We start from the raw sequence: 23,918 nt of genomic DNA, 5'->3' as shown, positions 1-23,918 counted from the left end.
GCGACGCGGCTGTGCGCGTGACGGACGACGACGGGATCAATCGCTTTCGGCGCGAACGAACGCGCGTCGAATGTGCGCGATCAGGCGCACGCAATATGCAGGCGGGATTATAGGGAGGATCAGCGGTTTCGCGCCAGTCGATTTTCGGAAGAATCGCGGGGTTTGAAACCGGTAATGGAATTCGAATGCGCGCGACGCTCGCGTGCGGATTTATTTCGACAGCGTCGCGCGCACCGTATATTCGCCTTCGATTGCTCCGTGCTCGGGACGTACGAAATAACGCGACGAATCCAGATCGGCCGGCAGCGGCTCGACCGGATAGCCGTGCTTCTCCCACGCGTCGAGTCCGCCCTTCAGCGCGCGGATGTTGTGGATCATCTTCTTGCGCTGCATCTTCGCGATCAGGCGCTTCGCGGTGGCCTCGTTCGGGCACACGCAATACACGACGATCGGCCGCTTCAGCATTTCGGGATCGAGCAGGTCCGGCGAATCGAGATCGACCGGCACCGCGCCGGCGATCCGGTACGGTTCGCGCTCGCGGATCGCTTTCGGCCGCGCGTCGAAGATCAGCGGCGGCTCGTCCGACGTCATCATCTCGACGAGCTGCGGCGGCGAGATGCGCACCTGCGCAAGATAGCGGCGGAACTGCACGCGACGCACCCAGCGGTACAGCAGGAACGTGATGAAGATCGCGAGGAATGCATCGAGGATCGTGCCGCCGCTCGCGCGCACCCACAGCACGAACTGGACGATCTGGTCGTGAATGGCCGCGCCGCCGATCAGCCAGAACGCGGCCCACAGCGATGCGCCGGCCAGATCCCAGAACAGGAACACGCCGACGCCGATCGCGGTCGTGCCGAGCAGCGGCGCCGACACGAGGCCGAGGCCAGGCAGGAATTTGGACAATACGAGCAACGGCGCGCCGTATCTTTCGAATACGTTACGTGCGAACCGCAGCGTCGTGTCGAGCGACAGCGAGAAGCGCACGAGGCCGTTCAGCAGGCGCCGGCCGCGCGTGCGGCCCATGAAGAACCACAGCGAATCGGCCAGCATCGTCGCACCGATCGCCGCCGCGAACATGCTGAGCCAGGACGCCTGCCCCATTGCCGCCATCGTGCCGCCGAGAATCAGCATCGGCACGGCCGGCACCGGCACGCCGAGCTGCGTGATCAACACGCTCGCGAACACGGCCCATGGGCCGAGCGACGATGGAATAGCGATGGGAAAGTGCCACACGGCGGCGCTCCTGGAAGGCATGCAGTGGCGCGACGGGGGCCGTCGGCACGGCGGGGCAACGGCCGCCGCGGCACGCCCGCAGCCGACCCGATGCACCACGGCATTCTAAACGGGTTTGGCCGCGACCGCGCGGAACACGCACCGCCGGCACGGGCTTGGCACCCTTGATGGCACGGCCGTGACAGTCACAAGTCGGTGCGCTGGGCAAGCTGCCCGACGTGTTCCGCGTAATCGGGAAACGCGGCGGCCAGCGCGGCCGCATCGGCCAGTTCGAATTCCGCGAACTCGAAGCCCGGCGCCACCGTGCAGCCGACGAGCGCGACATGCTCCGGCAACGCGCAGCGCGCGCCGAACCAGCTCCCGGCCCGCACGACCGCCTGGAACACGGTGCCCGGATGCGTGAGCGGGTTGCCGAGCCGGTGGATCGTCAGCCCGTCGCGCTCGTCGAGCACCCACACTTCGATCGGGTCGCCCGCGTAGAAATGCCAGACTTCGTCGGAACGGATCCGGTGCCACGACGAATACGCGCCGTCGCACAACAGGTAGTAGATCGCGGTCGACGCGGCGCGTGGCGCGCCGTCGGCCGGACGCACGACCGAATCGGTCGCACGGTAGGTTTCGCGGAAATAGCCGCCTTCGGGATGCGGCTGCAGGTCGAACTGGCGAATCAGGTCGGTAGCGGAGATCGGCATGGCGGATGACGTCGGTAAGGTAAGGAACCGGGCAGCCGGCGTACGGCCTCGCTTCGCTCATCGCGATCGCGGCCGCATGTCGCCGGATGCTGCTGCGTCGATCGCCGCGGCCATGCGCGCGGCGAACAAGCGGACACCGGTCGATGCTGCCAGAACTGCGTGTCCGGATGCAACCGCCGGCACGCGATTGTGCGCGCGAGGGACACCGGGCATGCCGCGCTCGCGCGGTCGATGCGACGGCAGCGACAGCCCCGCTCACACGCCGCGCGCGTCGCGTTTCCGTTTCATCCGGCCGTCATCCGACGAATGCGCGAGACGGCGCGAGACGGTCGCCGCCCGCAACCGCCCGTGCGTCCACGTCAGCGCCGTACCCCGCGCGTCACGCAGCCGCCGGCGTGCCGGGCTCGCTGTGCCGCACCAGCAGCACGGGCCGGTCGGCCGCGCGCAGCAGCGATTCGGCGACACTGCCGAGCAGCAGCCGGCGCAGGCCGTGCCGCCCGCTCGTGCCCATCACGATCAGGTCGGCATCGGCTTCGGCCGCCGTGCGCATCAGCACCGTGGCGACGTCCTCGCCGTAGGCGTCGAGCGCACGCACGGTGCCTCGCACCTGCTCGTGCGCGAGCGCCGCCTTCGCGTCGTCGAGCACCGGCGTCGCCGCATCGGCCGCAGCCGCATCGCCGTCGCGCGCGGCCGCGAAGCCCGCATCGACGTCGACCAGTTGCGGCCGGTGCTCGACGACGTACGCGCAGGTCACTTCGCCGCCGGACGCCGCCGCGATCCGGATCGCCTCGTTCAGCGCGAGACGCGCGCTCGGGCTGCCGTCGAGCCCGACGAAAATCCGCTTGTACATGGTCCGTCCCTCCGACCGGGCACGCATCGCGCGTCGCGCGACGGCGGCCCGTTATCGCCACCCGGCCCGGTGCCGGGTGGCCTGCCGAACAGTCTGCCCCACGTGCCGACGCGCCCGTTGATGCGCGTCAAGCGCGGCCGGCGCGTCCGCTGCTTCACGCCTGGCTGCCGCTATTTCTAGTGACCCCATTACAAAAAACGTGTAAATCGCGCACAATTTCATCTTGAAAATAGATGTTGCGTGCAGCCCGTGCGAGTTTGCCCGGTTTTGCTGCGCTGCCCCCGTGCCACGGGGCGGCCCCCGACAACAGAATGGCCATCGAATGACCGCAAGTGGAACCCCGACGCGGGACGCCCGAGGGCCTACGCGCCTCCAGATCATGTTACGCCAGCCGCTCGCGGCCGGCGTCGTTGCACTATGCGCCGGCGCCGTGCTGTCGCTCGGCGTCGCCCTGCTCGTGCGCGAGCAGTGGCAAGGCGCCGTCCATACGCGTTTCGAACGCCGCACGACGCATGTGACGGCGATGCTCCGCCATGAGCTGCAATCCGGCGCGGCCGTGCTCGAAGGCGCGCGCGGCGCGTTCAACCTCGTCCCGGGCATGACGCCCGAACAATGGCGCCGGTATGCGGAGATGCTCGACCTCGACAGCGGGCGCTCGCCGGTCCGCCAGATCGGCTATGCCCCGCTGCCGCCCGCGACGCGCACCGCCCTCGCCGGCGCGAAGCCGCTGCCGGCCGGCACGCTCGCGACCGCCGCGCTCAGTGCCCCGGCGTCGAATTCACCGGTCGTGCGCTTCGGCGCGTTCGACGCGGCGCCGCTCGCGCGTGCGCTGCAGACCGGCGACGTCGCGCTCGGCGTCCACCCGGCCGACGACGACACGTCCCGCGAGGCCCGCACCTTTACGCTGTTCCTGCCGGTTGCCGTGTCGCCGCGTGCGGCCGCCACACCGCCCGGCCCGCGCGAAAACGGCGCCGACGGCGTGCTGTTCGCGGCGTTGAGCCCGCGGCGCCTGGTCGAGCGTGCGCTCGACGCGGAACGCGGGATCGACGTGTGGATCACCGCCGGCGGCGATCGGCGCGCGATCGTCAGCGTCGAAACGACGACCGACGAGGCCTCGGCTTCTCCCGACCTGATGCGGCGCACCGACGAGCTGAATTTCGGCGGCACCGTGCTGACGCTCGCATATTCCGCGGACGGCCGCCCGAGCGCCACCGGCGCGCAGCGCGCGGCCGGCACCGTGCTCGCCGCGGGCCTGATCGCGTCGATCGCGTTCGCGGTGCTGATCCATGCGCTGCTGCGCGGCCGCTCCGCCGCCGATCCGGGCGCGAGCAGCCGCGGCATCCTCAACGAGGCGCGGATGATGGGCATCATCCGTTCGTCGATGGAAGCGATCATCACGATCGACGAAAAGCAGACCGTCGTCATCTTCAATCCGATGGCCGAGCAGGTGTTCGGCGTGTCCGCGATGGAGGCGATCGGCGCGCCGCTGTCGCGCTTCATCCCCGAGCGGTTCCGCGCCGCGCACGCCAAGCACGTCGATCAGTTCGGCGTGACGGGCGTGTCCGAGCGGCAGATGGGCCGCCAGCGGGTGCTGTTCGGGCTGCGCGCCAACGGCGAGGAATTCCCGATCGAGGCGTCGATTTCGCAGATCCGCGACGCGTCGGGCAAGCTCTATACGGTGATGCTGCGCGACATCACCGAGCGGCAGCGCGCCGATAACGCGCTGAAGCAGTCGCGTGAAGAATTGCGCGAACTGTCGGCGAACCTGCAGAACGTGCGCGAAGAGGAAAAGACCCGCATCGCGCGCGAACTGCACGACGACCTCGGCCAGCAGCTCACCGCGCTGAAGATGGATCTGTCGGTGGTCGAACAGCAGCTGCGCGTGCCGGGTCGCACACAGCCCGACGAAGACGTGCAGACGCACCTGCAGGGCATGCGGCGGCTGATCGACGCGACGGTCGCGTCGGTGCGGCGCATCGCGGCCGACCTGCGGCCCGTGATGCTCGACGATCTCGGCCTCGTGCCCGCGATCGAATGGCTCGCGAACGATTTCACGAACCGCTACGGGATCGATGTCGAGCGGCACATCGAAACCGGCGGGCTCACGTTCACGAGCGCGGGTGCGACCACGTTGTTCCGGATCGTCCAGGAAGCGCTGACGAACGTCGCGCGCCACGCGGATGCGACGCGCGTCGCGCTGCGGCTCGACGTCGAGGAAGGCTTCTGCGTGCTGCGCGTCGCGGACAACGGCCGCGGCTCGGCGCCCGGCGGCCCGGCCCATGAAGACAAATCGTTCGGCCTGATCGGCATTCGCGAACGCGCCCACATGCTGGGCGGCTCCGTGACGATCGACACCGCGCTCGCGCGCGGTTTCTCGATCACCGTCGCGTTCCCGCTCAGTACCGTCCAACAGGAAACGCCCATCACATGATCAAGGTGCTCATCGCCGACGACCATACGCTCGTACGCGACGGTCTGCGGCACATCCTCCAGAACGCCACCGGATTCGAAGTGGCCGGCGAAGCCTGCGACGGCCCGTCGACGATCGCGCTCATACGCGCCACGCCCGCGCAGGTGCTCGTGCTCGACCTGTCGATGCCGGGCCGCAACGGCGTCGAACTGATCAAGCAGATCAAGGACGAGAAGCCCGCGCTGCGCGTCCTCGTGCTGACCATGCACGCGGAGCAGCAATACGCGGTGCGCGCGTTCCGCGCCGGCGCGTCGGGCTACCTGACGAAGGAAAGCGCGAGCGCCGAGCTGGTCGGCGCGGTCACGAAGGTGGCGTCGGGCGGCGTCTACGTGAGTCTCGCGATGGCCGAGCAGTTCGCGCAGAGCCTGAACGAGCCGGCCGAGACGCTGCCGCACCAGCGGCTGTCCGACCGCGAATTCGACGTGTTCCGGCGGATCGCCGCCGGCCAGACGCTCACCGAGATCGCCAACGCGCTATGCGTGAGCGCGAAGACGGTCAGCACGTACAAGACGCGCATCCTGGAAAAGATGCAGATGCCGCACGAAGCGGCGCTGGTGCGTTACGCGATGCGGCACAAGCTGCTCGACGAAACGGACGACGTGTAACGGAGGTCGTGTAACGGATGACGCCCGGCAGCGGCTGGATGGCAGGTGCCGCCGGCCGCCCGGCATGCGCCCGGCCGGGCGGCGCACCCCGCTTACCCGTTTATCCGCTTACTTGGCCGGCACGGGGCACGCGAGATCGCCTTCCTCGCACGACAGATAGCCCTTCAGCGTGTCGGTGCGCGCTTTCGTCAGATCGTCGAGGCAGGTCGACACGACCATCGGATACACACTGCCGCCCTCGGCGTTCGCGCTGGAGAAGTTGCATTCGGCATCGCGGTACGCGATCCACGCACGCTGCGCATTCACGAGTTTGTCGGCGAGCGGCCGCGCATCGCGCAGGCGCGCGGTGACGGCCTGGTAGGTCCGGTTCAGTTCCCCGTCGGATTTCTTGTACGCGCGATCGGCGCACGCCGTCATCGCCGCCTGATCCGTCGCGTCGGCACAATTCGCCTGCGCATGGGCGACGTTCGCCGCGAGCGCGAGCGAGCACAGCAGACCAGTCAAGACACGCATGGATGCTCCTTGTTGTTCGTTGAAGTCGTGGAACCCGGTGCCGAGCTTGCCGAGCTTGCCGCGCTGTCGCCCATCGGCCGCCGTCTCGTGGCGACACCGATCGCGATGCTAGCGTACGCGGTTCCGGTTGTCAGCGGGTTCAACGCAAAAGCCGGGAGTGTGCGTGACGAAAGGATGGCGCAACGGGCTCGCGCTCCGCTGGACGTCTGGGCAAAAAACGTCAGTAGCGGTACGCATAGCCGGTGCCGATGTATTCCGCCGTCAATCTGCTCGCCGTATCGGACAAACCGAGCAACTTGAGGATCTTTCTGGTTTTACGCCCATTGATCAATTCATGGCGAAAGGCCAAAAGCGCGAAGAGCGCCACAACAGACATCGTCATTGCCAGCATGAACGGCATCAGGCCAAAAAATTGGCCCCGTGTGGATATCCCGAACGCATAGATCACGGCTTGGCCAAAGAATAAAAGCGCGGTCACAGCGAGGTAGGCGTAAAGCAAGGATGTGTTGAAAACGGGCTTCAGGCCGTCAGGGCAAGGCGGCTTGAATACGATCAGCCTCGCAACCGGGTTGTGAAGCGCCATCAACAATCCGCTTTTGTCACAGACGGCGTCGACATGCCCGCCATTCTCGATCGAGATACAGCCGAACCAGCCTTTGAGCGTTCGCCCCGCCACCTCTATCTCGATCCAGTAACCCTTGGGTGGTTTGGGGCGGCCCCGTTCAGGATCGCTCTGTGGCGCCATACGATTTTTATCAACGGCCTCAAGCAATAAAGGCGCGAACTCTGCTGCCGTTTCCCCGATTTGTTGAAATTTTGATGGCGAATACATCTCGCGCGAAAAGCGCAAATTTGACACTGTTCCGCTGACCAAATACAGGCGCATCGCTTCTCCGTAGATCGAAACCGTTATTCCTGTCTCCGGCGATCTTACTCTGACGATGCAACGCGGAAGCGTATCCGGCGTACGTTGCATGCGACATGATGATTGGCACGGGTTGATATCGCATGGATCCATCGCCAGTTTTCGCATGTCCGGCGCTTTCCACGCGGCTGAAAGCATTGCGCCGCCGCGTTCCAATGCAAAGAGCCCGCACTCCAACCGGGTGCGGGCTCTTTTCAATGCGAGGCTTCCAGCGGCGGCAAAGGCCGCCATCCGGCAACGTGCTCAGTGGCCGAAGAACACCGACGAACGGTCGGTTGCGGCCGGCACGACCACGCGCTGGCCCGACTGCGACGCTGCGGCAGGGTTCGAACCGTAGCCCGTTGCATCAGCTTGCGCACCGGTGTTCTGCGCGGCGGCGATCTTGGCCTGTGCGGCCTGGATGTTTTCCGGGTAATTGATCCAGTCGTTCGGGTTGTAGCCGGCCTTTTCGAGCTGGACCAGCTCGGCGCGCACTTGCGCGCGCGTCAGCGGCTGCTGGTTCGATTGGGCGAACGAGACGACCGGTGCGGCCACCAGGGCGGCCAGTGCAACTGCCTTGATCAGCGATTTCATGATGCGTTACCTCCAGGATTGTTTTGTCAGGCGCTTCGGACTCGGGGTCGTTGCGCATGAGTAGAAGTCTAGGAGGCCACGCTATCAGGGTAAATACTTAAATCACGAATTCACTGTTGACGGAAAAAGGACAATCGCTGCGGAATATGCCGAATCATCAGATGATTAGCGGCATTCACGCATTGAATACCGTGGCGCGGTACCCGGTGCGCGCAGCCCTGCATCAGCGCCGCCGGCCGGTATCCGGCGACGCCATCAACCGGTCGAACAGCAGCGCCTTGAGGCGGATCAGGTCGTCGGCGCCTGTTTCGCCGAACGCCGCGTGATGCAGCGTCAGCGCGGGCGCGGCCGGATCGGCATGAACGGCGCGCACCGTGCCGTCGAGCGCCAGCAGCTCGACCCGGTCGCCCGCCGCGTACGGAAGCTGCACGCGCAAGGTTTCGCCGATGGCGGCGATCGGCCGGTCGACGGCAATCGACAGGCCGCTCACGCTGATGTCGTGCACCATCCCGATGCCTTCCGCGCCCTCCGACCCGCCCGCGCAGCAGGCGGCGATCCGCACCGGCACGCGCGGTTCCGCGCGCGTGCGCAGCCGGTCTACGAAGCCGGGCGGCGACAGCACCAAGAACCGCGCGGCGCCCGCTTCCTGCACCGACTCGACCGTCGCGCCGAAACGCGACACCGCGGCACGGCCGATTGCCACGGCCTCGATGTCGTCGCCACGCGCGAAGTCGAGCGCGGCCGCCGGCTGCGGCTCGACGAACAGCGCGCCCGATGCGGCGATGCCGATCAACCGGCAGCGCTGCAGCCCGCGGGTCGTGCCGACCCGACGCCGGATGCCGATCGAAGCGCCCGGCGACAGTCCCATCCGCTGCGCGTGAGGCACCGCGTCAGGCGCGCGCGGCTCGGCCGCGGCTTCGGCGTCGTCGCGCCGTCGTACCGGACGGAAATGGTCGAACAGGAAAGCATGCTGCGCGGCATCGTGCAGCGTCGTGCCGGCCGGCAGCAGTGCGGCGCCGTCGGCATCGAAGAGATCGAAGCCGAGCGGGACGCCGGCGGCGAGATCGTCGCGCGCGAGCGGGACGTAGTCGGTAGATAGCCTCATCGGGGCGGCGCGGAGCGACCGCGCGAGCTGTCATGACAACATGATTACGGCAGCATCGCGCGAATTCTGAACGGCTCCGCTACTGCGAAGCGCCGGGCGCGTCGGGCGCGGCCTGCACCGGCGCGGGGGGCGGTGCAGCCGAAGGGGCGGCAGCCGGTGCGGCGCCGAGGCCCGTGCTGCTTCCGCCCGCCGCACTCGCCCCCGCCGGCAGCTGCGCGGGTTGCGACTGCGATGCGCCCGCCGACAGCGCGGCGGCCGACGCGGCCACTTCGGACGCCGGCACCCATTCCTCGACGATGCCGCCCGATGCCGCTTCGGGTGCCGATGCGGCTGATGCGGCCGACGCCGCGCCCGTATCAGCGTCGGGCGCACGCTCCACCCGCTGCGTCCTGACCGGTGCGGGGGCCTTCTTCGCCTCGGGCGGGAACCACGTGTCGACCAGATCCGTCACGCGCTCGCGCAGCGACGCGAACCAGCCGGGCGACGGCTCGGTATCGAATTTCGCCTTCGTGTCGACGATCCGGGCGCGCTGCGCACGCTGGAAGAAATCGCCGACGATCGGCAGCGCACTGTGCGCGCCCTGCCCCCAGTAGTCGCTGCGCAACGTCACGCGGCCGTCGTCGAACCCGACCCACGCACCGGCGACGAGGCCGGGCTGCATCAGGATGAACCAGCCGTCCGCGTTGTCCTGCGTCGTGCCCGTCTTGCCGGCCACGTCACCCCGGATCCCGAAGCGCGTGCGGATGCTGCCGCCCGTGCCGCGCGTCACGACGTCGCGCATCACGCTGAGCAGCGTCTTGTCGGTTTCGGCGTCGAGCGCGCGCTCGGGCGGTGCCGGCGCGTATTCGGCGAGGACGTCGCCCTGGCGGTTCTCGATGCGCGTGACCATCTGCGGCTCGACGTACAGGCCGCCGTTTGCGATCGTCGCGTACGACGCGACCATCTCCTTCAGCGTGACCGGGCTCGTGCCGAGCGCCAGCGACGGCACGCGTTCGAGCGGGCTTTCGCGCACGCCCATGTCGCGTGCGAGCCTGGCCACGGCAGCCGGCCCGACCTTCTCCATCACCTGCGCGGTGATCCGGTTGCGCGACAGCGCGACCGCGTCGCGCAGCGTCATCGGTTTGCCGGTGGGCGGCACGTCGTCGTTCGGCCGCCAGATCTCGCCGCCCTTCAGCGGAATCTCGACCGGCTGGTCGATGAAGGTGTCGTCCGGCTTCATCCCGTTCGCGAACGCGACGCCATAGACGAACGGCTTGAACGTCGAGCCCGGCTGGCGCCGCGCCTGCGCGACGTGGTCGAACGGCTCGTTGGTGAAGTCGCGGCTGCCGACCCACGCACGGATCTGCCCGTCGCGCGGATCGATCGCGAGGAAGCCGGCCTGCACGTCGGTCTTCGTCTTGCACAGTGCGCGCATGAAACCGCGGTCGGCCGCGAGCAGCTTCATCGCGGCCGCGTCGTCCTTGCCGGCATCCTGCGCGGCCTTGTACTCGGGCGACTCGCGCATGAAGGTGCGGAACACCTCATTGTCGGTGCCGCAGCCGTCGCGGCCGCTCCACGCGCTGTTCGCGATGCCCTGCAACTGGTTGCCCTGCAGCGTGAGCGCCTGCGTCGCCATCTGCTGCAGGCGCGAGTCGATCGTCGTGCGCACGATCAGCCCGTCCGAGTAGATGTTGTAGTCGTTGCGGTCGGCCCACGCGATCAGCCATTTGCGCAACTGCTGCGCGAAGTGCGGCGCCGGCCCCGGCGGCTCCTTCTGGCGCTCGAAATCGACCCGCAGCGGCCGGCGCTGCAACTGCGCGAACTGCGCGGGCGACAGCTTGCCGTACTTCACCATCTGGCCGAGCACCGTATTGCGCCGCTGCAGCGCACGCTCGGGGTTCAGCACCGGGTTGTAGTAACTGTTGCCCTTCAGCATCCCGACCAGCGTCGCGCTGTCGAGCACGTCGAGCTCGTCGGCCGACTTGTCGAAATAGGTACGCGCGGCCATCTCGACGCCGTACGCGTTGTACAGGAACGGCACCGTGTTGAGGTAAGTCTCGAGGATCTGGTCCTTGCTGTAGACCGCCTCGATCTTCAGCGCGGTGATCGCCTCCTTCACCTTGCGCGTGAGCGTCGGCGCACGGCCGATCTCGTCCGGATACAGGTTGCGCGCGAGCTGCTGCGTGATCGTCGAGCCGCCCTGGCGGCTGCCCGAGAACGTATGGAGCGCGGCCGATGCCGTGCGCTTCCAGTCGAGGCCGTGGTGCTCGTAGAAGCGGTGATCCTCGGTCGCGATCAGCGCGTCGACCATGTGCGGCGAGATCTGCTTGAGCGGCACCCATTCGCGGTTCGACGGCTTGAATTCGGCCAGCAGCTTGCCGTCGGCGGACAGCACCTGCGCGGGCTGGTCGACGCGGGCCTTGCGGATGTCGCCGATGCCCGGCGTGAACGGAATGAGCACGACCACGTACACCACGAACAGCGCCGGCACGGCGGCGCCGGCGAGCAGGACGCCGCGGCGCGTCGGGTGGCGGACATGCTGCCACGCGGTGGCGGCGAGGGGCTTGACCCGCGCGACGGCGGCAGCCGCGACGGGTTGGGCGCGCGCGACCCATCTGGCACAGAAGGCACGCACTGACGACACGTTTCGGCGATTCACGCGGGTGGAGCTCGGCTGAAAAGGGTGCATCGTACCAAACTCGCGCGGGCCGCCGGACGGCGATGGCGTGGCGGCGGCACACACCGGGCGGCCGAGCGGCCGTTCACACGCAAAAAAGGCGCGCGCCCCGTGACGGGAACGACGCGCCAAGCCTGGTACGACAAACGGGCGGCCGCGCCGGGCGCAGCCGATCGGCGCGGCAACTCAGCGCACGAGAAAACCGTAGGTCAGCGGATCGCGCTCGTCGACGATCCAGTTCGCGAACCCGCAGATATGCGCGCTGCCTTCCACTTCCGGAATCACGGCCGGGATGTCGCCGACCGTCGTTTCGCGCAGCACGCGCCCCTTGAAGACCGTGCCGACGATCGATTCGTTGACGAGCGTGTCGCCCGCCGCGAGCAGCCCGCGCTGGTAGAGCTGCGCGACCCGGCCGCCGGTGCCGGAACCGGTCGGCGAGCGGTCGACCTCGCGATCCGCGAACACGCAGCAGTTCGCCTGCGTCGAGCCCGGGTGGCGCGGCGCATTCGCGATGATCGTGCCGTAGATATGGTTGATTTCCGGGATCTCCGGATGCACGACCGGGTACTTCGCGTTCGCGGCGGCCTTCACTTCCGCGCCGAAACGGATCAGCTTTTCCACCGCCGCTTCGCGCACCGGCAGGTCGAACGGCGCACCGTCGACGTAGAAGTAGAACGCGCCGCCGTACGCGATGTCGCCGGTCACGGTGCCGAACGACGGCGTCTCGACCGACACGTCGCGCTGCCAGATGAACGACGGCACGTTGACGAAGCGCACCGGTCCCGCATGCTCGCCGTCCCACTTGACGAACGCTTCGATGAAGCCGCACGGCGCATCGATGCCGACCCGCGTTTCCGGTACCGTGCGCTGCACCCAGCCGAGCTCGACGGCCGCGGTCGACAGCGCGATCACGCCGTGCCCGCAATGGTCGCTGTAGCCTTCGTTGTGCACGAAGATCACGCCGAAATCCGCGTTCGGCGACACGGGCTCGGTCAGGTAGCCGCCGTACATGTCGGCGTGGCCGCGCGGTTCGAACATCAGCGCGCGGCGGATCTCGTCGGCGTTTTCCTTGAGCCACGCGCGGCGCTGGACGATCGTGTCGCCGGGCGCGCGCGGCAGCCCGCTCGTGACGATGCGGAACGCTTCGCCGCCGGTGTGGACTTCGACGGTGGAAAGGGATCGGGAAATTTTCATGGGGAATCGAAAGCGTTGAAACGAAGGACGGCGGCCGCGCCGCCGTCCGATGGCTGGCTGGCCGTTACTTCGCGTACGGTTCCGGCAGGCCGTTGCGGATCACGTACACGGTGGTCGGCGCGCCCTTCAGGTCGCCGTTCGCGTCGAACGAATAGGTGCCCGCGACGCCCGTGTAGTTCGACTTCGCGAGCTGCGCGATCAGCTTCGCCTTGTCGGAGGTCGTGCCGGCCTGGACCATCGCATCGGCGAGCAGCTTCATCCCGTCGTAGTAGTTCACGCCATAGACCTGCGTATCGGTGTGATACGTGTCGTGGTACTTCTTCAGGAATTCGCGGCCGGCCGCCGTTTTCTCGAGCGCGACGCCGCCCTGCGCGCAGTAGACGATCGACGCCGCGTCGCCCGCGACCTTGCCCATGTCGGCCGAGCAGATGCCGTCGCCGCCGAGCAGCTTCGCGCGCAGCCCGCGCTGCTTCATCTGCTTGGCCATCGGCGCGCCCTGGGCCGCATAGCCGCCGAGGAAGATCACGTCGGGGTTGCTGGCCTTGATCTTGGTGAGAATGCCGAGGAAATCGGTGGCCGACGAGTTCGTGAATTCCTGGTCGACGATCCTGATCCCGTTCGCCTTCGCGACGTTCATGAACTGCTCCGCCACGCCTTGCCCGTACGCGGTGCGATCGTCGATCACGGCGGCGGTTTTCGCGTTCAGCGTCTTCGCGGCGAAGGTGGCCATCGTGCCGCCGAGCTGCTCGTCGCTCGCGCCGATCCGGAAGATGTTCTTGAAGCCCTGCCTGGTCAGCGCCGGGTTCGACGCGACCGGCAGCATCGGCACGCCGGCAGTCGAGTACACGCGCGATGCGGGAATCGCGACGCCCGAGTTGTACGGCCCGAGCACCGCGACCACGCCCTTGTCGACGAGGTTCTGCGCCACCTGCACGCCGGCCTTCGGGTCGGCCTGGTCGTCGTCGGAGACCAGTTTGAACGTGACGGTCTTGCCGGCGACCTTGATGCCGGCCTTGTTGAGTTCGTCGACGGCCAGCCGCGCGCCGTTTTCATTGTCCTTGCCGTTCGCGGCCTGCGGGCCCGTGAGCGGCGCCGAATGGCCGATCATCACGACTTCCTGCGCGTGCGCGGAAGTCAGCGCGCCGGCGGCGATGGCCACCGAGAGCGCGGTAACGAGGTGTCGCATGATGTCTCCTGATTGGTTTTGTGTGAAACCAATGTAGGATACGTGTGGTCACCATGCAAGCAATTTCAAAATAAAAACTTCTATTCTGGTCATTTTTCAGACCAGAACGAGCCCGGCACGGTCACTTCGGCGTGATGTCGCGCCGCACGCGGCGGATGTGCTGCTCGACATAGAACGCCGCCGCATCGGCGTCGCCGGACACGATCGCCTCGTAGATCAGCCGGTGTTCGGACACGTAGAGCCGGATCCGGCCCGCATCGTAGATGCCGTCGTCCTTCAGCCGCTTCCACAGCGGCTGGTCCATCGTCTTCGCGACTTCGTCCGCGATCTTCACGATCAGCGCGTCGCCGGTCATCAACGCGAGTTGGCGGTGGAACAGCCGGTCGCTCTCGTTCCACAGCGCGCGCTGATGCGGATCGTCGACGTCGGTGATGGTCTCCATCTGGGCCAGATAGCGTTCGGCGCCGGGGTCGGCGCGGCCGTGCGCAGCCGCGAGGCGCGCGATCGCGGGCTCCAGGATCAGCCGCACGTCGAGCGTCGACGTCGGGCTGAAATCGGGCTCGGACGCCCGGTGCGCATCGCCGCGCTCCGCGAGCACGTCGAGCGGCGACGCGACGACGTAAGTGCCCGAATTGCGCTTCGTGAACACGAGCCCTTCGTTCTGCAGTGCGCCGAGCGCCTCGCGCACGGCCGGCCGGCCGACCTGGAACAGCACCGCGAGCTCGCGCTCGGACGGCAGCCGCGACTCGGCGGCGTAGCGCCCCGCGCGGATCTCGTCGCGGATCTTCTCGGCCACCTGCTCGTAGATCTGCAGCGGCCTGAAACCGCCTTCGAGTGTGTCGGGACGCGCGGACATCATCGTTTGGCTCCTGCCCGGTCGCGGGCGTGAATCTGGAATGGGTTCGCACTATACCGGAGCGCGCCGGCATCGAGGCCATGGCGGCCCTTCTGGACAGATATTAGAACCAAAACCGGCGGGGCGCTTTATTTTCTGGGTTGCTAGCGGGCCATCAAGTGGTATAGATTCGATCCACACTGCCCTGTGTCACGGTATCCGGCAGCCCTGTGGCGGGTGCGGCATGCGCCCGCCGTCCACGCTCACCGACGCATGCGACGTACACGATGACCGCTCTCTCCCCGATTCCCGTTTTCGATGCGGCCGACACGGCCGCGCTGCTTGCCTATCCGGCGCTGCTCGCCACGCTCGGGCAGGCCGTCGCCGACTATGCGGCGGGCGAGATCGTCAGCCCCGAACGCCTGGTCGTGCCGCTGCAGGCGGGCGGCGTGATGCTGTCGATGCCGTCGAGCGCGCGCGACCTCGCGACCCACAAGCTCGTGAACGTATGCCCGGGCAACGGCGCGCGCGGGCTGCCGACGATCCTCGGCCAGGTCACCGCATACGACGCGAGCACCGGCGAGATGCGCTTCGCGCTCGACGGCCCGACGGTCACCGGGCGCCGCACGGCGGCCGTCACCGCGCTCGGCATCCAGGCGCTGCACGGCGCCGCACCGCGCGACATCCTGCTGATCGGCACCGGGAAACAGGCGGCCAATCATGCGGAAGCGCTCGCCGCGATCTTTCCCGAAGCGCGCCTCCACGTGCGCGGCACGAGCGCCGACAGCGCAGCGGCATTCTGTGCCGCGCACCGCGCGCAGGCGCCGCGTCTCGTGCCGCTCGACGGCGACGCGATTCCCGATGCGATCGACGTCGTCGTCACGCTGACGACGAGCCGCACGCCCGTCTATCGCGAAGCCGCGCGCGAAGGCCGGCTCGTGGTCGGCGTCGGCGCGTTTACCGCGGACGCGGCCGAGATCGACGCGAACACGGTGCGCGCCAGCCGGCTGGTCGTCGACGATCCGGCCGGCGCGCGCCACGAAGCCGGCGACCTGATCGTCGCGCAGGTCGACTGGCAGCACGTCGCGTCGCTCGCCGACGTGCTGGGCGGCACATTCGACCGCAGCGGGCCGTTGCTGTTCAAGAGCGTCGGCTGTGCGGCGTGGGATCTCGCCGCGTGCCGTACGGCACGCGATGCGCTGGCTGCGCGCCAGGCCGGCTGATCCGGCAGCGCTACCCGTCTGCCGCGCTCGCGGCGTCGCCACCTCGGGGCCGCTCCGGCGATTTCCCGTACGCGTTGTAGGAATCGCCCTACAACGCGTCGCAGCGGCCTACATCAACTTCCAATTCGGCCGATTTCATTTTTGGCGGCGCAACACGATACTGCCGGCATGAATGCCAGCCAGTTACCCGCCGCGCTCCGGGTGTTTCTCGTCGATCATGCCGCCGCCGTCCGGCAGCGGATCGCGCTGCTCGTCGGCGCGATCCGCGGTGTCGCCGTCGTCGGCGAGGCGGAAGACGGCCAGGAAGCGTTGGCGCATATCCGCAGCAGCCAGGCGGACGTGGTGATCGTCGACCTGCGGCTGGCGGACGGCAGCGGCCTCGACCTGATCGGGACGCTGTCGAAGGCCGCGCCGCGCATCGTCACGATCGTGCTGACGAATCATTCGGCGCCGGCATTCAGAGAGGCATGCGCATCGGCCGGAGCCGACTACTTCTTCGACAAGACCGTCGAATTCGACGCCGCATGCCAAGTCATCGAATCCCTGGTGCACGCTCGCGTGCATCGCCCCTGACGAGCCGGAGTGACTCATGTCAACAGCCACCCCCTGCGCCGCCGACGTATCCATCACGCCTCGGCCGACGATTCCGCTTCGCGCGGTCACGCGCGCCGACGCCGCCAAACATCCCGCCGCACGCTGCTCGGTATGTGCGATGCGCTCGATGTGCCTGCCGCCGCACCTGACCGCGGCCGAATACGGCCGCCTCGACTCGATCATCTGCACGACCCGGCAGGTGCGCCAGGGCGAAGCGCTGTTCCGCACCGACGACGCGTTCCATAGCATCTATGCAGTGCGCGCGGGTTCGTTCAAGACGGTGATGATGCATCGCGACGGCCGCGAGCATGTGACGGGCTTCCAGATTGCCGGTGAAACGCTCGGTATGGACGGCATCGGCGGCGGCCAGCATTGCTGCGACGCGATCGCGCTCGAGGACAGCGTCGTGTGCATCATCCCGTTCGGTGCGCTCGAAGCGGCGTGCCGCGAAATCAAGCCGATGCAGCACTTCCTCTACCAGATGCTGAGCAGCGAGATCGTCCGCGAATCGAGCCAGATGCTGCTGCTCGGCACGATGTCGGCGGAACAACGCGTCGCGCATTTCCTGCTGAACCTGTCGTCGCGCTTCGAGGCGCGCGGCTATTCGGCGACGGAATTCAACCTGCGGATGACGCGCGAGGAAATCGGCTGCTATCTCGGGATGAAGCTCGAAACCGTGAGCCGGATGTTCTCGCGGTTCCATCGCGAAGCGATGGTCGAAACGCGCGGCAAGCGCGTGCGCATCATCGACTCGCAAGCGCTCGCACGGGTCTGACGGATCCGGGTTACACCTGGCGGCGCAGCGCGCGATGCATCATCGCACCGCGCCGCCGGCCGCCGCGTTGCGCAGCCCCACCCTTGCACCGGCCGCCTGGCACGCGATCAGCACCTGTTCGGCCTGCGTGAACACACGGCGCAGCACGTCGTCCATGTCGTCGCCCACGCACGGCGGCAACGGCCAGCGCGCCGTGTCGTGCGTCACGAGGTCGAGCCGCGCGTCGTAACAGCGTGCGCCATCGGCGGCGGCAAGCGATTCGATCGTGAGATGGCAACCGGTGATCAGCGCGCGAAACCGCTCGAGCCGCACCAGCTGCGCGCCGGCTTCGGCTTCGACCGCGGCGGTCCCCGCGAATCCAAGGCAGGCGATCTGCATGCCCACGCCCATGTCGTGTCTCCTGACGGGGCCGCCCGCTCGTCGACCGCCTTGCATGTGCCGCCTGCATCGAAAGGCGGCGGCACGTGTTGCCCGTGGCACGGCGCGATTTCTCCGATCGCTGCCCGGCCGATAGTCTGCCCGCGCCGTCGCCGGCGCGGGTCCGTTCATACGTTGAAAGTTTGCGACGTCTTCATCTCGATCCACGTCATGCCGGCCCGCAACCCTTCGATCATCGCCTCGCGCTCGGTCGGATACGCGTGGCTGTGCTCGAACGTGTGATGAAAACGCGCGGCGCCGGTGCCGTGCTCGACCGACACGCGGCAGCGGAATTCGCCCGATTCGCACGGGCGCGTCTCGACTTCGACGGACCAGTCGCGTTCGTGGATGTTGCCCTGCAGTGTCATGCGCCCTCCTGCGGTATCAGTCTCCGAGCCGGAAGTGGCCGCTGTGCAGCAGCACCGGCCGGCCGCCGATTTCCTCAAGCATGCGTCGTGCCATCGCCTCGATCGCCGACCGGTGCGCGTCGAACGCAGCCAGCAAGTCGCGTTCGAGCAGCGACGGCGCGCCGAAATGATCTTCCAGCGCCTCGGCCGTGACCGCGCACTGTACGCAACGTCCGTCGACCAGTGCCGAAAACGCCACGACCAGATCGCGTGCGCAATATTCGGGTGGTTCCGGCGGGAAGGCAATCTGCATCTGTCCGCCTGTCATCGTCGTAATCGCTCCATGACGAGAGCATAGTGGCGCGCGCGCCCGCACGCTTGACCCACGTCAACCGGTTCGCTGCGCCGCACGATAACGGCACGGCAGCGTGCCGGCGCGGCCGCGCGGCACCGCCACGAACGGCTTTCAGCCCGCGTCGGGCTCGATCGCCGCGCCGCGCTGCGCGAGCAGTTCGCGCAGCACGCCGCGGTGGCAACGGCGCTCGTCGTCGCAATAGCAGCCGATCGAAAACGCTGTGGTCGCCGACAGCGCGGCCAGCAGGTCGAGCACCTTCGGCGCATCGCCCTGCGCCATCTCCGCACGGAAGTGACGCCGGAACGCGTTCCATTCGGCATCGGTTTCGGCGGCCTGCGCCCGGGCGACGAGTTCCGGGCTCGGCGACAACGTCGGCAGCCATACATCATAGTAGTTGCGCGACGCGAATTCCGCCTTCGGCACGCCGCGCGGCGGCCGCCGCACCGTGCCGATCCGCAGGCCCTCGCCGGCCGCGCGCGGCGTGCCGAGCTGGATGATCCGGATGCCCATGTGCTTCCTTCCGAGTCGCGTTGGATGCCGTGATCGTACGCCCGCGCCGCCTTCGCGTCAGCCGGGTGGCGCACATTCGGCCGTACGACGAAAAACCGGCTGCCCCCTTGCGGAGACAGCCGGTTCGGCCAGCCGCGTTGCGCGCCGGGGCGCGCCGCGCTCAGACGCCGCTCTTCAGCACCTTGCCGATGGCATCCGCGACGATGGCGACGTTCGAGTCGTTCAGGCCCGCGACGCACATCCGGCCGGAACGCAGGATGTACACGCCATGCACTTCGCGCAGCGCATCGACCTGCGATTCGGTCAGGCCCGTGTACGTGAACATCCCGCGCTGCTTCACGTAGCGCGTCAGTGCCTCGCCGCTGACGTGGTCGCGCAGGCCGTCATGGATCGACTGGCGCATCCGTGCGATGCGGCGGCACATCGCCGCCAGTTCCTCTTCCCACTGCTTGCGCAGCGCAGGCGTGCCGAGCACGGTTGCCACGACCTTCGCGCCGTAGGTTTGCGGATTGCTGTAGTTCGAGCGCACGGCGCCGGCCAGCTGGCCGAGCACGCGATCGGCCGCGGCGGCATCCTCGCAGACGACGCTCAGGCCGCCCACGCGCTCGCCGTACAGCGAGAAGTTCTTCGAGAACGAGTTCGCGACCAGCGCCGGCACGCCGCGGCGGGCCAGCTCGCGCACCGCGAACGCGTCCGCGTCGAGGCCCGCGCCGAAGCCCTGGTACGCCATGTCGACGAACGGCAGCAGCCCGCGCGCCTCGATCACGTCGATCAGCTTCTCCCACTGGCCTTCGTCGAGATCGACGCCGGTCGGGTTGTGGCAGCATGCGTGCAGCAGCACGATGCTGCGCGCCGGCAGCGCATCGATCGCCGCGAGCATCGCGTCGAACTTCAGGCCGCCCGTCGCCTCGTCGTAGTACGGGTACGAGTTCACCGTGAAGCCGGCGCGCTCGAAGATGAAGCGATGGTTTTCCCAGCTCGGATCGCTGAGCCACACCTGCGAATCCGGGAAATAGCGCTTCAGGAAATCGGCGCCCACCTTCAGTGCGCCGGAGCCGCCGAGCGTCTGCAGCGTCGCGATGCGGCCGGCCGCGCGGGCCGGGTGATCGGCGCCGAACACGAGCGCCTGTACGGCGTCACGATACGCGGCCAGGCCGACCATCGGCAGGTACGGCTTCGCGCTGCTGTCGCGCTGCAGCGTGGTTTCGGCTTCGCGCACGGCGCCCATCACCGGAATCCGGCCTTCTGCGTCGAAATAGATGCCGATGCTCAGGTTGACCTTCTGGTCGCGCGGATCTTTCTGGAAGTTCTCGTTGAGCGTCAGGATCGGATCGCCCGGGTACGCGTCGATGTGTTCGAACATGGCTTGAGTCGGTCTCGTTTGGAAGAATGATCGGTCGTGGCCTGCGTCAGCGTGCGGATGCGCCGTCGTGCACCGCATAGCCTGCATTCTTCTGACGGAAGCGATACCCGACCGCGAGCACCGCGAGCCATACCGGGATCAGGTACACCGACAGGCGGAGATCCGGCGTCAGGTACATCACGACGAGAATGCCGGCCATGAATGCCAGGCACAGGTAATTCGTGAAAGGATAGCCCAGACTGCGGAAGGAAGTCTCCTCCCCGGCTGCACGCTTGGCCTGGCGGAACTTCAGGTGGATCAGCGTGACCATCGCCCAGTTGATGATCAGCGCCGACACGACGAGGCCCATCAGCACCTCGAACGCCTTGCCCGGCATGAAGTAGTTGACCAGCACGCACAGGCCGGTCGCGAGCGCCGACGCGCCGAGCGCGGCGAGCGGAATGCCGCGCTTGTTCACCGAGCACAGCACCTTCGGTGCGTTGCCCTGCTGCGCGAGGCCGAACAGCATCCGGCTGTTGCTGTACACGCCGCTGTTGTAGACCGACAGCGCGGCCGTCAGCACGACCACGTTCAGCACGTTGGCCACCACGTTGCTGCTCAGCGCGTGGAAGATCAGCACGAACGGGCTGCCGCCGGTGACGACCTTTTCCCACGGATACAGCGACAGCAGCACCGCGAGCGCGCCGATGTAGAAAATCAGGATGCGGTAGATCACCTGGTTGGTCGCGCGCGGAATGCTGCGCTTCGGATCGTCGGCCTCGGCCGCGGTGATGCCGATCAGCTCCAGCCCGCCGAACGAGAACATGATCGCGGCCATCGACATCACGAGCCCCGACACGCCGTTCGGGAAGAAGCCGCCGTGCTGCCACAGGTTCCGGACACTCGCCTCCGGCCCCGCATGGCCGCTCGCGAGCAGCCAGCCGCCGAAGCCGATCATCCCGACGATCGCGGCAACCTTGATGATCGAGAACCAGAATTCCGTCTCGCCGTACGACTTCACGCTCGCCAGGTTGAGCAGGTTGATCGCGACGAAGAACACCAGCGCGGACACCCAGGTCGGCACGCCCGGCCACCAGTACTGCACGTAGATCCCGACGGCCGACAGCTCGGCCATGCTGACGAGGATGTACAGCACCCAGTAGTTCCAGCCCGACAGGAAGCCGGTGAAGTGGCCGACGTACTTGTTGGCGAAGTAGCTGAACGAGCCGGCGACGGGCTCGTCGACGACCATCTCGCCGAGCTGGCGCATGATGAAGAACGCGACGATGCCGGCCACCGCGTAGCCGAGCAGCACGGACGGGCCCGCCATCTTGATCGTCTGCGCGATGCCGAGGAACAGCCCCGTGCCGAGCGCACCGCCGAGCGCAATCAGCTGGATGTGCCGGTTCTTCAGCCCGCGCTTCAGGCCGTCGCTCTCGTTTCCAGAAACCATGTCTTCTCCACTCTGTCCGCCTCCGCCTGCAGCGGGGTGCGGCGCGCCTCGGTGTGCCGGGCGCTGTTTTGGTGTGCCGGGGCCGTTCGTGGAGCCGCCGGGTTGGGGACTGCAATCTTCGCGTGGCGGCGCCCGATTCGCGTCGGCGTGCCCGCCAGACCGGCCGCCGACTGTCGCCGCGCCCGCATTGCTGCGTTCGCACACGAAAATCCGGCGTCAGTTTAGCGTCGCGACGGCGAAATCGGGTTTCGTAACCCGTTCATGCAAACCCTACATTATGAGATAAGATTGCATCCAGGAGACAGATGAGGAAACAAAAATGCATGAACCGGTTCTGGATCGCCTCGATCGCCACTTGCTCGCGATCCTGCAGGAGAACGGCCGCGCGTCGAACCTCGATCTGGCGAAGGCCGTCGGCCTGTCGCCCGCGCAGACGCTGCGCCGCCACCGGCGGCTGGAGGAGATCGGCGCGATCCGTCGCTACGAAACCCGGCTGTGCCCCGACACGCTCGGTTTCGGCGTGACCGCTTTCGTGCACGTGACGATGGAGCGCGGGCATATCCGCGACCTGTCGAAGTTCCAGAAACTGGTGTCCGATCTCGCGCAGATCCAGGAATGCTTCTCGGTGACGGGCGACATCGACTATGTGTTGAAGGTCGTCGCGCACGACCTGAAAGGCTTGTCGCGGTTCCTGCTCGAGACGCTGATGCGCATTCCCGGCGTGAGCGGCGTGCATTCGAGCGTGTGCCTCGACGAGATCAAGTGCACCAGTGCGATGCCGGTCGAGGCCTGATGTAGCGGGCCGTGCGCCAGGCCGGCCCCGTCATCTCGCCACTTCGAATGCACTGATCAGCAACGCCCCCGCCGCGATCACCGCGCAACCGGCCGCGCGGCGCGGCGTCAACCGCTCGCCGAGATACACGCGCGCGATCAGCGCCGCGAACACCACGCTCGTTTCCCGCAGCGCCGACACCGGCCCCATCGGCGCGCGATCCATCGCCCAGATCACGATGCCGTACGCGAGCGCCGCGAACACGCCGCCGCACGCGGCCTTCGCCGTTTCCCCGGCCTCCTGCGTCAGCCGCAGCGGCCCCGCCCGCAGCCGGTAGTAGGCCGCTATCATCGCGCCCGTCAGCACGAACATCCACGCGGTATAGCCGACCGTGTTGCCGCTTTCCCGCACGCCGATCCCGTCGACCACGCTGTAGGCCGCGATCGACACGCCGGTCGCGAACGCGGTCGGCAGCACCTGCATCATCCGGTGCTTCGCGCCGCGCCCGCGCTCCAGGCCGATCGCCAGGATGCCCGCGCAGATCAGCACGAGCCCGCATTGCGCGCCGACATTCAGGTGCTCGCCCGCAAACGCCGCCGCACCGAGCGTGACGAGCAGCGGCGCGGTGCCGCGCGCGACCGGATACGCGACGCTCAGGTCGCCGTGCTCGTACGCGCGCACCAGCAGCAGCGTATAGACGACGTGCAGCACGGCCGACGCGACGACGCATGCCCAGCTCGCAGGCGTGATCGGCGCCGCGGCCGGCAGGAACAGTAGCGCGAACAGCCCGATCGCGATCTGCAGCACCGTGGCCGACCGGAGCCGGTCGCCGCTGCTGCGGACGAGCGCATTCCATGATGCGTGCAGGAACGCCGCACACAGAACGGCAAACAGAACGGGGATCGGCACGATGAATTCTCGCTGACGGTCGGCCACGCGAATTCGTCGCCGCAGGGCATTCATCGTAGAAATACGTCATCCGATTGTCAAAAAACGCGCACTGCGCCGCACCGTGCTCCGACCGGTCGATGGCGCCGCGTCCACCGCCCCGCGCGGCATCCGCGGCAATCGGCCCGCGCGCCTCGGGATGTGACGCGAAGGTGGCATGCGGTCCGCCCCTTTCCGTTCACTTTCACATCACATTCCGCCGTAATGAAACCGATACCGCGGCGCAATCGCGACGAAACCACTCCGTCCCCATATCTTCATACGGGACTGTTCCAATGCGCGTGCTCGCTCAAGAGCTTCGCGCCGAACCGACACGGCGACGGGGCCGCTCTCCACCATCGA

Annotated in this window: 24 protein-coding genes; 6 read left to right on the top strand and 18 right to left on the bottom strand. The window is 67.7% G+C overall.

The genetic code is table 11. The annotated features are described in order from the left end of the window. Window positions 1-210: 210 nt before the first annotated feature. The 3 genes from LXE91_RS18065 to LXE91_RS18055 form a co-directional block, all read right to left on the bottom strand. The gene (locus LXE91_RS18065) at window positions 211-1,236 is read right to left on the bottom strand and encodes a DedA family protein/thiosulfate sulfurtransferase GlpE (protein ID WP_039367395.1); all 1,026 of its coding nucleotides are present in this window, start codon (window positions 1,234-1,236) and stop codon (window positions 211-213) included. Window positions 1,237-1,421: 185 nt separating this feature from the next. Beyond that, window positions 1,422-1,928, bottom strand: coding sequence for a cupin domain-containing protein (locus LXE91_RS18060; protein WP_039367393.1), 507 nt, complete (start codon window positions 1,926-1,928; stop codon window positions 1,422-1,424). A 379-nt stretch (window positions 1,929-2,307) separates the two neighbouring features. After that, on the bottom strand, window positions 2,308-2,778 hold the full coding sequence (locus LXE91_RS18055) for a universal stress protein (RefSeq protein WP_039367391.1): 471 nt from the start codon (window positions 2,776-2,778) through the stop codon (window positions 2,308-2,310). A gap of 322 nt (window positions 2,779-3,100) precedes the next feature. On the opposite strand from LXE91_RS18055, the gene LXE91_RS18050 reads away from it, so the two are divergent. Together LXE91_RS18050 and LXE91_RS18045 are read left to right on the top strand one after the other, a co-directional pair. Continuing rightward, complete coding sequence (locus LXE91_RS18050) at window positions 3,101-5,209, top strand: PAS domain S-box protein (RefSeq protein WP_039367388.1); 2,109 nt, start codon at window positions 3,101-3,103, stop codon at window positions 5,207-5,209. Further along, window positions 5,206-5,853: a response regulator gene (locus tag LXE91_RS18045; RefSeq protein ID WP_039367385.1), complete on the top strand. Its 648-nt coding sequence runs from the start codon at window positions 5,206-5,208 to the stop codon at window positions 5,851-5,853. Before LXE91_RS18050 ends, LXE91_RS18045 begins: the two co-directional genes overlap by 4 nt. 108 nt (window positions 5,854-5,961) lie before the next feature. On the opposite strand, the gene LXE91_RS18040 is transcribed toward LXE91_RS18045, so the two are convergent. From LXE91_RS18040 to LXE91_RS18005, 8 genes are all read right to left on the bottom strand, one after another. Beyond that, the gene (locus tag LXE91_RS18040; RefSeq protein ID WP_039367382.1) at window positions 5,962-6,366 is read right to left on the bottom strand and encodes a lysozyme inhibitor LprI family protein; all 405 of its coding nucleotides are present in this window, start codon (window positions 6,364-6,366) and stop codon (window positions 5,962-5,964) included. 220 nt (window positions 6,367-6,586) lie between these two features. Next, window positions 6,587-7,522, bottom strand: coding sequence for a hypothetical protein (locus tag LXE91_RS18035; protein WP_135370716.1), 936 nt, complete (start codon window positions 7,520-7,522; stop codon window positions 6,587-6,589). Window positions 7,523-7,534: 12 nt separating this feature from the next. After that, a complete protein-coding gene (locus LXE91_RS18030; RefSeq protein ID WP_039367376.1) occupies window positions 7,535-7,864 on the bottom strand; it encodes a DUF4148 domain-containing protein in 330 nt (109 codons plus the stop codon). 223 nt (window positions 7,865-8,087) lie between these two features. Further along, window positions 8,088-8,969 carry a PilZ domain-containing protein gene (locus tag LXE91_RS18025; RefSeq protein ID WP_039367373.1) on the bottom strand — a complete coding sequence of 294 codons (882 nt, stop codon included), beginning with the start codon at window positions 8,967-8,969 and terminating at the stop codon, window positions 8,088-8,090. A gap of 79 nt (window positions 8,970-9,048) precedes the next feature. Then, window positions 9,049-11,637: a penicillin-binding protein 1A gene (locus LXE91_RS18020; protein WP_039367370.1), complete on the bottom strand. Its 2,589-nt coding sequence runs from the start codon at window positions 11,635-11,637 to the stop codon at window positions 9,049-9,051. A 174-nt stretch (window positions 11,638-11,811) separates the two neighbouring features. Then, on the bottom strand, window positions 11,812-12,819 hold the full coding sequence (gene lhpH / locus LXE91_RS18015; RefSeq protein WP_039367367.1) for a trans-3-hydroxy-L-proline dehydratase: 1,008 nt from the start codon (window positions 12,817-12,819) through the stop codon (window positions 11,812-11,814). A gap of 64 nt (window positions 12,820-12,883) precedes the next feature. Continuing rightward, on the bottom strand, window positions 12,884-14,005 hold the full coding sequence (locus LXE91_RS18010) for a branched-chain amino acid ABC transporter substrate-binding protein (protein WP_039367364.1): 1,122 nt from the start codon (window positions 14,003-14,005) through the stop codon (window positions 12,884-12,886). A 121-nt stretch (window positions 14,006-14,126) separates the two neighbouring features. Continuing rightward, window positions 14,127-14,864 carry a FadR/GntR family transcriptional regulator gene (locus tag LXE91_RS18005; protein WP_039367361.1) on the bottom strand — a complete coding sequence of 246 codons (738 nt, stop codon included), beginning with the start codon at window positions 14,862-14,864 and terminating at the stop codon, window positions 14,127-14,129. Between the two features lie 263 nt (window positions 14,865-15,127). On the opposite strand from LXE91_RS18005, the gene lhpI reads away from it, so the two are divergent. From lhpI to LXE91_RS17990, 3 genes are all read left to right on the top strand, one after another. After that, on the top strand, window positions 15,128-16,063 hold the full coding sequence (gene lhpI / locus LXE91_RS18000) for a bifunctional Delta(1)-pyrroline-2-carboxylate/Delta(1)-piperideine-2-carboxylate reductase (protein ID WP_039367358.1): 936 nt from the start codon (window positions 15,128-15,130) through the stop codon (window positions 16,061-16,063). 168 nt (window positions 16,064-16,231) lie between these two features. Continuing rightward, the gene (locus LXE91_RS17995; RefSeq protein ID WP_039367355.1) at window positions 16,232-16,636 is read left to right on the top strand and encodes a response regulator transcription factor; all 405 of its coding nucleotides are present in this window, start codon (window positions 16,232-16,234) and stop codon (window positions 16,634-16,636) included. Window positions 16,637-16,652: 16 nt separating this feature from the next. Continuing rightward, window positions 16,653-17,432 carry a helix-turn-helix domain-containing protein gene (locus LXE91_RS17990; protein ID WP_039367352.1) on the top strand — a complete coding sequence of 260 codons (780 nt, stop codon included), beginning with the start codon at window positions 16,653-16,655 and terminating at the stop codon, window positions 17,430-17,432. A 39-nt stretch (window positions 17,433-17,471) separates the two neighbouring features. Here LXE91_RS17990 and LXE91_RS17985 read toward each other — a convergent pair whose 3' ends face one another. The 6 genes from LXE91_RS17985 to LXE91_RS17960 form a co-directional block, all read right to left on the bottom strand. Then, the gene (locus LXE91_RS17985; RefSeq protein ID WP_039367349.1) at window positions 17,472-17,822 is read right to left on the bottom strand and encodes a hypothetical protein; all 351 of its coding nucleotides are present in this window, start codon (window positions 17,820-17,822) and stop codon (window positions 17,472-17,474) included. Between the two features lie 155 nt (window positions 17,823-17,977). Continuing rightward, window positions 17,978-18,217, bottom strand: coding sequence for a hypothetical protein (locus LXE91_RS17980; RefSeq protein ID WP_039367346.1), 240 nt, complete (start codon window positions 18,215-18,217; stop codon window positions 17,978-17,980). 16 nt (window positions 18,218-18,233) lie between these two features. Continuing rightward, window positions 18,234-18,524 carry a DUF1488 family protein gene (locus tag LXE91_RS17975; protein WP_039367343.1) on the bottom strand — a complete coding sequence of 97 codons (291 nt, stop codon included), beginning with the start codon at window positions 18,522-18,524 and terminating at the stop codon, window positions 18,234-18,236. Window positions 18,525-18,662: 138 nt separating this feature from the next. Further along, complete coding sequence (locus tag LXE91_RS17970; protein WP_278068152.1) at window positions 18,663-19,061, bottom strand: DUF488 domain-containing protein; 399 nt, start codon at window positions 19,059-19,061, stop codon at window positions 18,663-18,665. A 160-nt stretch (window positions 19,062-19,221) separates the two neighbouring features. Then, window positions 19,222-20,424 (bottom strand): amino acid aminotransferase, encoded by a 1,203-nt coding sequence (locus tag LXE91_RS17965; RefSeq protein ID WP_039367337.1) that lies wholly within the window; start codon window positions 20,422-20,424, stop codon window positions 19,222-19,224. A gap of 46 nt (window positions 20,425-20,470) precedes the next feature. Continuing rightward, a complete protein-coding gene (locus LXE91_RS17960; RefSeq protein WP_046196514.1) occupies window positions 20,471-21,856 on the bottom strand; it encodes an amino acid permease in 1,386 nt (461 codons plus the stop codon). 319 nt (window positions 21,857-22,175) lie between these two features. Between LXE91_RS17960 and LXE91_RS17955 the strand changes: the two genes are divergently transcribed. Next, window positions 22,176-22,649 (top strand): Lrp/AsnC family transcriptional regulator, encoded by a 474-nt coding sequence (locus tag LXE91_RS17955; RefSeq protein ID WP_039367332.1) that lies wholly within the window; start codon window positions 22,176-22,178, stop codon window positions 22,647-22,649. Between the two features lie 30 nt (window positions 22,650-22,679). Here LXE91_RS17955 and LXE91_RS17950 read toward each other — a convergent pair whose 3' ends face one another. Then, on the bottom strand, window positions 22,680-23,591 hold the full coding sequence (locus LXE91_RS17950; protein WP_046196513.1) for an EamA family transporter: 912 nt from the start codon (window positions 23,589-23,591) through the stop codon (window positions 22,680-22,682). Window positions 23,592-23,918: the final 327 nt, after the last annotated feature.

The sequence above is a fragment of the Burkholderia contaminans genome (genome assembly GCF_029633825.1).
GTDB lineage: Bacteria > Pseudomonadota > Gammaproteobacteria > Burkholderiales > Burkholderiaceae > Burkholderia > Burkholderia contaminans.
This window is presented reverse-complemented; position numbering and strand designations above follow the sequence as displayed.

Excerpts from the sequence above, each read along its gene's own strand:
- LXE91_RS18060 (WP_039367393.1), bottom strand. The coding sequence starts at position 1,928 with ATGCCGATCTCCGCTACCGACCTGATTCGCCAGTTCGACCTGCAGCCG.
- LXE91_RS18055 (WP_039367391.1), bottom strand. The coding sequence starts at position 2,778 with ATGTACAAGCGGATTTTCGTCGGGCTCGACGGCAGCCCGAGCGCGCGT.
- LXE91_RS18050 (WP_039367388.1), top strand. The coding sequence starts at position 3,101 with ATGACCGCAAGTGGAACCCCGACGCGGGACGCCCGAGGGCCTACGCGC.
- LXE91_RS18045 (WP_039367385.1), top strand. The coding sequence starts at position 5,206 with ATGATCAAGGTGCTCATCGCCGACGACCATACGCTCGTACGCGACGGT.
- LXE91_RS18040 (WP_039367382.1), bottom strand. The coding sequence starts at position 6,366 with ATGCGTGTCTTGACTGGTCTGCTGTGCTCGCTCGCGCTCGCGGCGAAC.
- LXE91_RS18035 (WP_135370716.1), bottom strand. The coding sequence starts at position 7,522 with ATGGCGGCCTTTGCCGCCGCTGGAAGCCTCGCATTGAAAAGAGCCCGC.
- LXE91_RS18030 (WP_039367376.1), bottom strand. The coding sequence starts at position 7,864 with ATGAAATCGCTGATCAAGGCAGTTGCACTGGCCGCCCTGGTGGCCGCA.
- LXE91_RS18025 (WP_039367373.1), bottom strand. The coding sequence starts at position 8,969 with ATGAGGCTATCTACCGACTACGTCCCGCTCGCGCGCGACGATCTCGCC.
- LXE91_RS18020 (WP_039367370.1), bottom strand. The coding sequence starts at position 11,637 with ATGCACCCTTTTCAGCCGAGCTCCACCCGCGTGAATCGCCGAAACGTG.
- lhpH (WP_039367367.1), bottom strand. The coding sequence starts at position 12,819 with ATGAAAATTTCCCGATCCCTTTCCACCGTCGAAGTCCACACCGGCGGC.
- LXE91_RS18010 (WP_039367364.1), bottom strand. The coding sequence starts at position 14,005 with ATGCGACACCTCGTTACCGCGCTCTCGGTGGCCATCGCCGCCGGCGCG.
- LXE91_RS18005 (WP_039367361.1), bottom strand. The coding sequence starts at position 14,864 with ATGATGTCCGCGCGTCCCGACACACTCGAAGGCGGTTTCAGGCCGCTG.
- lhpI (WP_039367358.1), top strand. The coding sequence starts at position 15,128 with ATGACCGCTCTCTCCCCGATTCCCGTTTTCGATGCGGCCGACACGGCC.
- LXE91_RS17995 (WP_039367355.1), top strand. The coding sequence starts at position 16,232 with ATGAATGCCAGCCAGTTACCCGCCGCGCTCCGGGTGTTTCTCGTCGAT.
- LXE91_RS17990 (WP_039367352.1), top strand. The coding sequence starts at position 16,653 with ATGTCAACAGCCACCCCCTGCGCCGCCGACGTATCCATCACGCCTCGG.
- LXE91_RS17985 (WP_039367349.1), bottom strand. The coding sequence starts at position 17,822 with ATGGGCGTGGGCATGCAGATCGCCTGCCTTGGATTCGCGGGGACCGCC.
- LXE91_RS17980 (WP_039367346.1), bottom strand. The coding sequence starts at position 18,217 with ATGACACTGCAGGGCAACATCCACGAACGCGACTGGTCCGTCGAAGTC.
- LXE91_RS17975 (WP_039367343.1), bottom strand. The coding sequence starts at position 18,524 with ATGACAGGCGGACAGATGCAGATTGCCTTCCCGCCGGAACCACCCGAA.
- LXE91_RS17970 (WP_278068152.1), bottom strand. The coding sequence starts at position 19,061 with ATGGGCATCCGGATCATCCAGCTCGGCACGCCGCGCGCGGCCGGCGAG.
- LXE91_RS17965 (WP_039367337.1), bottom strand. The coding sequence starts at position 20,424 with ATGTTCGAACACATCGACGCGTACCCGGGCGATCCGATCCTGACGCTC.
- LXE91_RS17960 (WP_046196514.1), bottom strand. The coding sequence starts at position 21,856 with ATGGTTTCTGGAAACGAGAGCGACGGCCTGAAGCGCGGGCTGAAGAAC.
- LXE91_RS17955 (WP_039367332.1), top strand. The coding sequence starts at position 22,176 with ATGCATGAACCGGTTCTGGATCGCCTCGATCGCCACTTGCTCGCGATC.
- LXE91_RS17950 (WP_046196513.1), bottom strand. The coding sequence starts at position 23,591 with ATGAATGCCCTGCGGCGACGAATTCGCGTGGCCGACCGTCAGCGAGAA.